Annotated in this window: 6 protein-coding genes; 2 read left to right on the plus strand and 4 right to left on the minus strand. The window is 63.2% G+C overall.

Going from position 1 to position 8684, the window contains the following annotated elements; genetic code table 11:
- Positions 1-246: 246 nt before the first annotated feature.
- The 4 genes from prpF to LPA34_RS18285 all read right to left on the minus strand — a co-directional run bounded on the left by prpF (position 247) and on the right by LPA34_RS18285 (position 7470).
- A complete protein-coding gene (gene prpF / locus LPA34_RS18270; RefSeq protein WP_228980742.1) occupies positions 247-1425 on the minus strand; it encodes a 2-methylaconitate cis-trans isomerase PrpF in 1179 nt (392 codons plus the stop codon).
- 151 nt (positions 1426-1576) lie between these two features.
- A complete protein-coding gene (locus LPA34_RS18275; RefSeq protein WP_228980748.1) occupies positions 1577-2701 on the minus strand; it encodes an aminotransferase in 1125 nt (374 codons plus the stop codon).
- Between the two features lie 193 nt (positions 2702-2894).
- On the minus strand, positions 2895-4589 hold the full coding sequence (locus LPA34_RS18280; protein WP_228980751.1) for an acid phosphatase: 1695 nt from the start codon (positions 4587-4589) through the stop codon (positions 2895-2897).
- Positions 4590-5313: 724 nt separating this feature from the next.
- Positions 5314-7470, minus strand: a complete 2157-nt coding sequence (locus tag LPA34_RS18285; protein ID WP_228980753.1) for a hybrid sensor histidine kinase/response regulator — start codon at positions 7468-7470, stop codon at positions 5314-5316.
- A 342-nt stretch (positions 7471-7812) separates the two neighbouring features.
- Between LPA34_RS18285 and LPA34_RS18290 the strand changes: the two genes are divergently transcribed.
- Positions 7813-8142: a hypothetical protein gene (locus LPA34_RS18290; protein WP_228980755.1), complete on the plus strand. Its 330-nt coding sequence runs from the start codon at positions 7813-7815 to the stop codon at positions 8140-8142.
- 119 nt (positions 8143-8261) lie between these two features.
- Positions 8262-8513, plus strand: coding sequence for a hypothetical protein (locus LPA34_RS18295; RefSeq protein WP_228980759.1), 252 nt, complete (start codon positions 8262-8264; stop codon positions 8511-8513).
- Positions 8514-8684: the final 171 nt, after the last annotated feature.

Raw genomic sequence — 8684 nt, forward strand, 5'->3', positions numbered from 1 at the left:
GGTCGCGGAGCGAGGCAGAGAATTGTATAACGGCGCCGAACGCCATGAATTTAGGAGGATTGATTCAATTCCCTCGCCAGGGATGCATTCCGCGATGGATGCGACGACCTGCGGGGAATGATACGGGCGGGGGCGGCGCGACGGGACAGTCCTGCGAATGGGAGGCCGATTCTTGCCGCAGTTCGCTTCATGCGCTGATCTGACCTACCCGCCTTTGTGGCCCCCAACGAATTTTCACGTCCCGGGTCACCCGACGCTCCCGGTGACCGGCACGCACACCACGCCTTCCATTAACCGTCGCGCCGAACGACTGACGACTGCTTTTGTCACGATCCACGCACCGTTTTCCTCGTGGGCTTCGGCACCGACCGTCAGCGTGCCCGACGGATGCCCGAAGCGCACAAGGCCGTCCGGACCGGGCGGCGCAATCAGGCTTACGATCGTGTCGGGAATCGCTGCCGCGACGGCGAGCGCAACCGCGCCCGTGCCGGTCATTGCGTGATGCAACTGACCCATCGAGAAGATGCGTGCGACGAGATCGATTTCATCGGGGCGAATCGCCTTGCCATCCGACGCGACGTACGATGCCGCGCGTGCAACAAACGCCAGCTTGGGCGTGGCGGGGCGCAGGCGGGTTGCTTCGTCCGCGCTCGCGGACAAGCCCATCGCCACCGCACCGTGCGCGCGGATGGCTTCCGCGCGGTCCAGCAGCGAGCGGTCCGGATTTATGTCGGCCTGCAATTCGATGCCGCTGAGCCCGAGGCTTGACGCATCGATAAAGACAGTGGGATTACCCGCATTGATCAACGTCGCCCTGATCGCACCAACGCCAGGTACGTCGAGCGTCTGGATGCGCACGCCGGTTGGAAACAGACCACTGGCGCTGGCTTCGTTTTTACCTTCATCGCCTGCCGGGTCGATAAATTCGAGTTTGATTTCCGCGCCGGAAAACGCGATGCCGTCGAGTTCGAAATCGCCTGCCTCGAGCGGTTCTCCATCGTGCATGGGCACATGCGCGATGATGTGCTTGCCGAGATTGGCTTGCCAGATGCGTACGGTTGCCATGCCGTTGGCCGGCGCGTCGACCAGCCCCTCGTTGATCGCGAACGGCCCGACCGCGGCCGAGAGATTGCCGCAGTTTCCAGACCAGTCGATAACCGCGGTGTCGATCGACACCGCGCCGAACCAGTAATCGACATCGCTATCGGCGCGGGCCGAGCGCGACACAATAACGACCTTGCTGGTGCTCGACGTGCCGCCGCCCATGCCATCGATCTGCTTGCCATAGCGATCGGGGCTGCCCGTGATGCGCAGCAGCAGCTGGTCCCGCGCGAGCGGATCCTGCGGCAGAACGTCCGCACGAAAGAACACGCCTTTGCTGGTGCCGCCGCGCATGTAGACGGCGGGAATTTTCAAACGTTGCATGACCCGGCTCCCGAATGTCGAACACACAGCGTAACGGCGATCGGAGCGAAAGAAAACCCGGCCGTTCGGCCAGGGTGACGCGTCTTCGCCGGGACGGCACACTGGCAGCAATCGATGGAAACAACGGCATCCGCGATTGCCGCGGTCACCCCTAACGCGCGATGTCCCGCAGGAACCCGGACACTTTCGCAAGCCCGGCTTCCAGCACTTCGCGGTTGTTCGTATAGCCGATGCGCACATAGCCTTCCATGTCCATCGCGCTACCGGGTGTAAACATCACACCGGTTTTTTCAAGCAGCGCGACGCAGAAATCGCGCGACGTCATGTCGAGATCGAACCGCACGAGCGCCGTCGTGCCCGACTTCGGTTTGACATACGAGAGCAGGGGCTCTTTCGCGATCCACGCGTCGAGAATGGCCAGGTTCGTGCGCAGGATGTCGTGACTGCGGCGGATGATCGCGTCGCGGCTTTCGAGGGCAATGCTCGCGAACAGATCGTTCAGCATGCCGACACTGATGGTGTTGTAGTCGCGATGAATCTGCACGCGGTGGATCAGTTCGACCGGCGCGACGATCCAGCCCACGCGCAGGCCGGCGAGCGACCACGTCTTCGACATGCTGCCGGTGCCGATCCCTTTCTCGTACAGGTCGGCGATCGACGCGGTAAAACCGTCGCCTTCCTGATCGGTGCCGCGATAGACCTCGTCGCACAGCACCCAGGCGCCGCACGAACGCGCGATTTCCACGAAGCGTTCGAGGAAGGCGCGGTCCATCAACGAACCCGTCGGATTGTTCGGATTGTTGATCGCGATAATGCGCGTATTGTTTTTGACGAGGCGCTTCAGTTCGTCGAGGTCGGGCAGGAACCCGTTCTCTTCGTGAAGCGCGAGGATGTCGACGTTCGCGCCATAGCTCGCGGGAATCGAATAGTGCTGCTGATACGTCGGCAGCACGGAAATCACATGGTCGCCAGGTTCGACGAGCGTCTCGTACACCAGCGCATTCGCACTGATCGCGCCGTGCGTGATCAGCACGTTCGGCACCTTCTGCTGTTCGTATAGCGACGCCACGTTTGAGCGCAGGCGCCCGGTGCCGTCGATGGCGCCGTACGTCAGCTTGAGCGGCAGCATCTCGTCAAGAATGTTGTCCTGCCGGCCGGACATGCGCAGCAGTTCCTCGACCGTCAACGACTCGACGCACGTTTCCGCGAGATTCAACTCGCAGTGGTTTTCGTAGAGATCCATCCAGCGTTCGACACCGAATTCCCTGATTTCCATGACTTCCGTCCTCGAATTGAAAATACGCACTCGCAACAGGTCGCAAATGGCGATCGCGCCGGTAAGCGACCGCCTGGCATCGAGTATAGACGAAAAGTCTATTGTGGACTTTACAGAATCAACTCCGGAACCGTATCCCGGTCATCGAACCGGCAAAGTCGTTGCGGGCCGCCTGCGGCGAACCCGCAAGCCGCTACGCGAGATCGAGTGCCGCGGTCATATCGCCAGGTGGCGTCCTGTCGTTCTGCGCAAACGCGCGGTCACGCGCAATCACACCGTCCAGTGGCGCGAGCCCGTGTACGCGGGTAATCAGTCGCAGGATCGAGTTGGTGTCGTACAGGCTGTGATCGACGTAACCTTTTTTCGCCAGTGGCGACACGACGAGCGCCGGAATGCGCGAGCCCGGACCCCAGCGATCGCCTTTCGGCGGCGAGACCGGGTCCCACCAGCCGCCGTTCTCGTCGTGGGTGACGATCACGACCGTATTCGGCCACAGCGGGCTGCGCTGCAGATGTTCGATGACCTGTGTGATGTGACGGTCGCCCGATTCGATATCGGCGTAACCCGCGTGCATGTTCAGGTTGCCCTGCGGCTTGTAGAACGTGACAGCGGGCAGACGCCCCGCGTCGATGTCGGCGATCAGATGGTTTGTCGACGCATCGTTGCCGAGGCCAGCGTCGCGCAGATGACGCCTGCGGGCATCCGTGCCGGGCGCGAAATTCACGAAGTAGTTGAACGGCTGATGGTGGTACTGGAAGTCCGGCACCGCGCCCGTGTCCTGATGGTCGAGCGCGTACTGCCACGCGCCGCTGTACCACGCCCAGTCCACGCCCTTGTCCGACAGCCGGTCGCCGATCGTCGCGTACGTCTGCGGCCGCAGCACCTTCGGGTTGGATGGATCAGCCAGATTCGGGTCGCCGCCTTCGGCCGGACGCACGTTGCTCGGCATGTAGGGCGGCGCCATCGTGTTGACGGCGTAACCGTCCGCGGTGAAGAGGCCGTCGTTTTCATACTTCGGCGGCCCTTCGAGTGCCGACGCGGGGGACTTCGCACTGAGTTTCAGTCGCGTGCCGGTCGGGTCGTCGCCTTCGATTATCGAGACAAGCTTCTTCGCGGGGCTGTTGTGGATATCCGGATAGAACGGCGCCTGCGCCGAAATCAGGAAGATGTGGTTAAGCCACGAACCGCCGAAAGCGGCCATGAAGAAGTTGTCGCACAGCGTGTATTGCTGCGCGAGATTCCACAGACGCAGCGAGTCCGCCGAATTCCGGTAATGGCCCATCACGAGCCCGCCGGAATCCGCCCACGCGACAAACTGGTTGTTGCGGCCCGCGTTGATCTGCATCTGGTTCTGATAGAAGCGATGCACGAGATCGCGCGTGATGACGCCGTTCGGCAGTGGTACACCCTCAGCGTCGGCGAGACGGAACGGCCCGTTCGGCAGACCGACGATGTCGCGCTCCGCGATCATGTAGCGCTTGCCATCCACTTCCTGCGCCTGCGGCACGAGACCGCCCCAGATTTTTGGCAGTTGCGCGAGCGGCGTCTTGCCGTCGCGGTCGAGCTGCACGGCGTGATCGGCCGGTACCGCGTCGAGCGGATGCAGGATGCCCGGGAAATTGCCGTACAGATTCGCGAAGCTGCGGTTTTCCGCATAGATCACGACGATGTGACGAACCTGGTCATTGAGCGCGGCATCGAGCCGGAGGTCGGCCGTGCTACGCGGGCCGCCGGCACTCGCCGATAGCTGTTCGGTCTTGCAGCCTGTCAGTGCGAGGCCAATACCGACCGCCGTGAGACCGGTCAGGACGCGGCGGCGTTCGGGGTCGTCAGGCTGGTCGGTGTGCTGGGGAAGGTCAGGCGGGAGCGTCGGATCGTCGGGTTGCATCGGCACATCTCCTCAAAGAGCGCGTGTTTCAGCGAAGAAGGACGCCGGTCCAGGCGTGCGCCGGCGTCCCAATACCACGTGCATCCTGGCACCCGACAGGATGAACCCGCAAGCGTGAATGTGCATGAAGACCGCCTCGCGGCGAACGGTGAGGGTTTTCGGGAGCGGGGAATGCGGAGGCCGGCACGATGCCTTGATCCAGCCTGGGCGGCGCGGCTGATGTACGCAGCCGGCTGACCGGACGAACCACGTTTCATGGTTCGCGGACGGGATCGTCAGGCCTGGGTTCGCTGTCTGCGGGATGGCTTCAAACCCTTATGGATAAAGGGTGACAGCGTTTAGAGCGATGCCAGCCAGCGCGCGGCGAAGCAGAGGCAGCGGCAGGACGGCGGCGCGCTTTCGCGCACGCGTCTGGCAGAGCGAGCGGTGTGCCGTGTCCCTTGCCGATCATCACCTGTGAGAGGCGGAAGACGGCCATAAGGTGAGGTTTTTCGGGAGTGTGCGGCATCGGCACATCAGGCGTCTGGAGTGCTGCCATGCTCTACGGACCGGCCAGCCCGATGCACCGCACCCCATCGGGCAGCAATCTTTTTGCGCATAAAGCCTCGTCGGCAGCACACCGACGCGTAACCAGAATCCCAGCGCACAAGCCCCGGAAATAAAGACTAAAAGCGTAAGTGTGTACTCACATGAAGTCTTCAATCACCCGAAACGAAAACCCCGCTCAAGGCGTACACGCCACCAGTTCACGCAGTTCATCGATATCGAACGGCTTGGCGAGAATCGGCACGCCGAGGTGCCGGGCGCGTTCGAGTTCGTCGGCGTAGCCGGTCATCAACGCGATGCGCTGACCCGGCCACGTGTGCTGTATCCGTTCGGCGAGATCGATCCCGCTCAGGCGGCCCGGCATCTGGATGTCCGACAGCACGAGATCGAAGGTTCCACCGGCATTGAGCGCGTCGAGTGCGGCATCGGCAGTGGACTCGTGGCGCACCTTGCACCCGAACACTTCCAGCACCGCGGCGACACCCTCGGCCACGTCGTCGTTATCTTCGACGAGCAGAACGACGCCCTGCATCGCGGTGGCGGTTGCCGGCGCGGCAGGCGCGACAGGCCGCGCCGGAACCTGCTCGCCCTGATAGCGAGGCAGGTACAGGCGCACGGTGGTGCCGCGCTTCGGCACGCTGTCGATGCGTGCCGTGCCGCCAGCCTGTTCGCACGCAGCCAGCACCTGCGCGAGACCGAGGCCCGTACCGGCGCCACTGAACTTCGTCGTGAAGAGCGGTTCGAACGCGCGTTTCAGCACGCTTTCCGGCATGCCTTCGCCGTCGTCCGTGAGCGAGATCACGACATATTCGCCATCGGGCAGGCGCGTGTCGCTCGCGGTCAGGCGTACGTTCTGCCCGCGAATGACGAAGCGTCCGCCAAGCGGCATCGCGTCGCGCGCGTTCACCGCGACGTTGATGATCGCGAATTCGAGTTCCGTCGCGTCGGCGAAGACGTGCCACAGGTCCGACACGGCCTGCACACTGACCCGCACCTTGTCGCCGACGGCCGTCTGGATCAGGTGCGTGGCGGCCGGCATCCAGGTGGCGAAGTCGATGGCTTCCTGCTTGAGCGGCTGCTTGCGCGCGACGCTCAGGAGGCGGCGCGCGAGCGACTGCGCGCCAAGCGTCGCACGCTCGACCGCCGTCACTTCTTTCTCGAGATTGTTGAAGCCCTTGCGGCGCGCGAGCCCCATGTTGGTCGAGACAACCATCAGCAGATTGTTGAAGTCGTGCGCGACGTTGGCGACGAGATTGCCGAGCGCGCCCATCCGGCGCATTTGCCGGCTCGACGCTTCCGCCGACAGGCGCATCGCCACTTCCGCCTGCCAGCGCTCCCATGCGACCTGTTCGGCGCGCAGCTGACGCAGCGAGAACAGCACGAGTATGCACACCGCAAAACACGGCACCGCGGTGATCGACGCAATCAGCAGGTCATGACGCCACCACGCGTTGAAGATCGCGTCGGTGGCATAGCCGGCCACGACATAAACCGGATAGTTGCCGACGCGACGAAACGACAGCAGACGTTCGGCGTTGTCGGTCGTCGACGTCATGCGAAGGTGGCCGAACAGCAGGCCGTCGCGCAACGCGGTCGTGAACGGCGTATTCGCGGCGGGCGTGATGCCCGGCCTGCCTTCGGGATAGCGCAGCAGGGTGCCGCCGTCGCGGCGATAGAGGCCGATCGTCACAGCGGGATTGTCGCTGACGAGTTCGCGGTAGAAATCGGCGAAATATTTGCGTTGTAACGCAATCGAAACGACACCCAGAAAACCGCCGTCCTTCATGGAGGTGCGGCCCATGTCCGTCACGAACACGTCCGCCTGGCCAATGATGCCGCGCAGCGGTAACGAGAAATACGGCGCGGGCCGGATTGCGCGTGCGGAAAGGAAGTCGTCGCGATTCGCTACCGACGCCTTCGGCACCGGGTAATAGCGGCTCGTTGCGAGCACATCGCCTTCCTCGCCGAAGATGGAAATCGCAGCGATCTGCGGGAAGTCGCCGCCGATCATGCTGAGCCGCCGATGGATCGGCGCTTCCTGCGCGCGGATTTCGGCGTCGCCGCTGTCGCCGAGCAGATCGACGATGCGCGTCGCCATTTCGTGATTCAGATCGAGCACCTTCAGCGCGTGTTCCTGGGCCACGCGTACAAGGCGATCGGTTACATCGTTCGCGTCGATGACGCGGCGCTGGTAGTCGTAATAGCCATAGCCGATCAGACAGACCAGCGGAATCAGCACGGCTGCCGCGAGGACGACAAGCAGGATGCGGCGCGTCGTTGCAAAGTTGCGCGATGGCAGAGGCAGATCGAGTGCCGAGGACTCGGTAGGTCGCAAGTTCGCGGGCTCCGGTGGTGGCAAAAGAGACATCGTACCCGGTCGCTGGCCGGGAGGAACGATCGACAGATGCACAACGCATGCCCGGGGCGAGCGGGAAGGTGAGAGAGTTCGGGAGCGTCACGGTATCCGTTCGACCACGAAAGGTGAGAATATCCGGGAGCCGGCGGCCGGTGAACCGCGCCGGCCGGCGCGGTTCACCTTGTCATCATCGAAACGAAAATCAGAGGTTCGCAGCCGGATGCGTTTCGTTCTCGCGCTCAGTGAGCCATGCGCGCCATCCGCGTTCGCGCTCCGACATTGTCCGTTTCGCGCGGGCTATACCGCGCTAGCCCGCGCTCAGTGAACGGGCGACTATACGGGCTGCTGTTCGTCGATGACGGCGCGTTCGATCCGGCGTCTCCCGATCAGATATTCAGTTATTCGAAGCATTTTTCACCCGACTACAACCGCGGATCAGGACAGGAATGGTCGTACAAGGCGTTCACGATGAGCCGCTTCGACTATCCCGACGACACCGCGCTGCATCTGCCGCGCAACGTGGGCGGCAAGTCGTGCCGGGTCGCTGTGTATCCCGGTCTGCGCGCCGTGCAGCGCGCGAGCGGCGAATACGTCGTGCTGGTCGAAGACGATGCGCGCGCGGAACTTCTGACGTATCGCTGGACACCCTGACAGGCCGACGCCCCGGCGTCCCAACGTTCAGGGCTTGCCGGATGGACGACTGCGTGCGATCGGTATATAACAACATGAAAGATCTACCACGGGTCCTTCAACAGGAGCGATTGACCATCATGACGCGCGAAGTATCGGACAAGCAGGAAACGGGTGAGCGGCCGGATCTGGAGCACCTCGACGCAGCGGTGAGCCACGTCGATCATCTGGTGTCGACAGGCGGTATCGCGGCGGGCGCGGCGAAGGGCATTCTGTATAGCCTGATCGAAACGTTGGGCGCATTCGTCGGCGATCCGGATCTGCCGGAGCATGCACGCTCCGGCTACCAGGGTCTGCTCGAAACCGCCCGCGAACTGCGCGGCAGGCTCTAACGCCAGGGCGCGCACGCCGTGCGCCGGTCGTTCAGACCGGCGCTGTTCCTGTGTGCACACGGCTGGCGCGATGCCAGCCGTTTTTATCTTGTGCGCCCAGCATGGGCGCACTCTTGTGGGTGCAAGTCCCACCGTAAGTTGATCACAGCGAGCGAAGCGAAGCGCAACTGC

Source organism: Paraburkholderia gardini (assembly GCF_907164575.1).
Taxonomy (GTDB): domain Bacteria; phylum Pseudomonadota; class Gammaproteobacteria; order Burkholderiales; family Burkholderiaceae; genus Paraburkholderia; species Paraburkholderia gardini.

Bases quoted from the DNA above. Each gene is read 5' to 3' on its own strand.
- LPA34_RS18280 (WP_228980751.1), bottom strand. From the start codon at position 4,589: ATGCAACCCGACGATCCGACGCTCCCGCCTGACCTTCCCCAGCACACC.
- LPA34_RS18295 (WP_228980759.1), top strand. From the start codon at position 8,262: ATGACGCGCGAAGTATCGGACAAGCAGGAAACGGGTGAGCGGCCGGAT.
- prpF (WP_228980742.1), bottom strand. From the start codon at position 1,425: ATGCAACGTTTGAAAATTCCCGCCGTCTACATGCGCGGCGGCACCAGC.
- LPA34_RS18275 (WP_228980748.1), bottom strand. From the start codon at position 2,701: ATGGAAATCAGGGAATTCGGTGTCGAACGCTGGATGGATCTCTACGAA.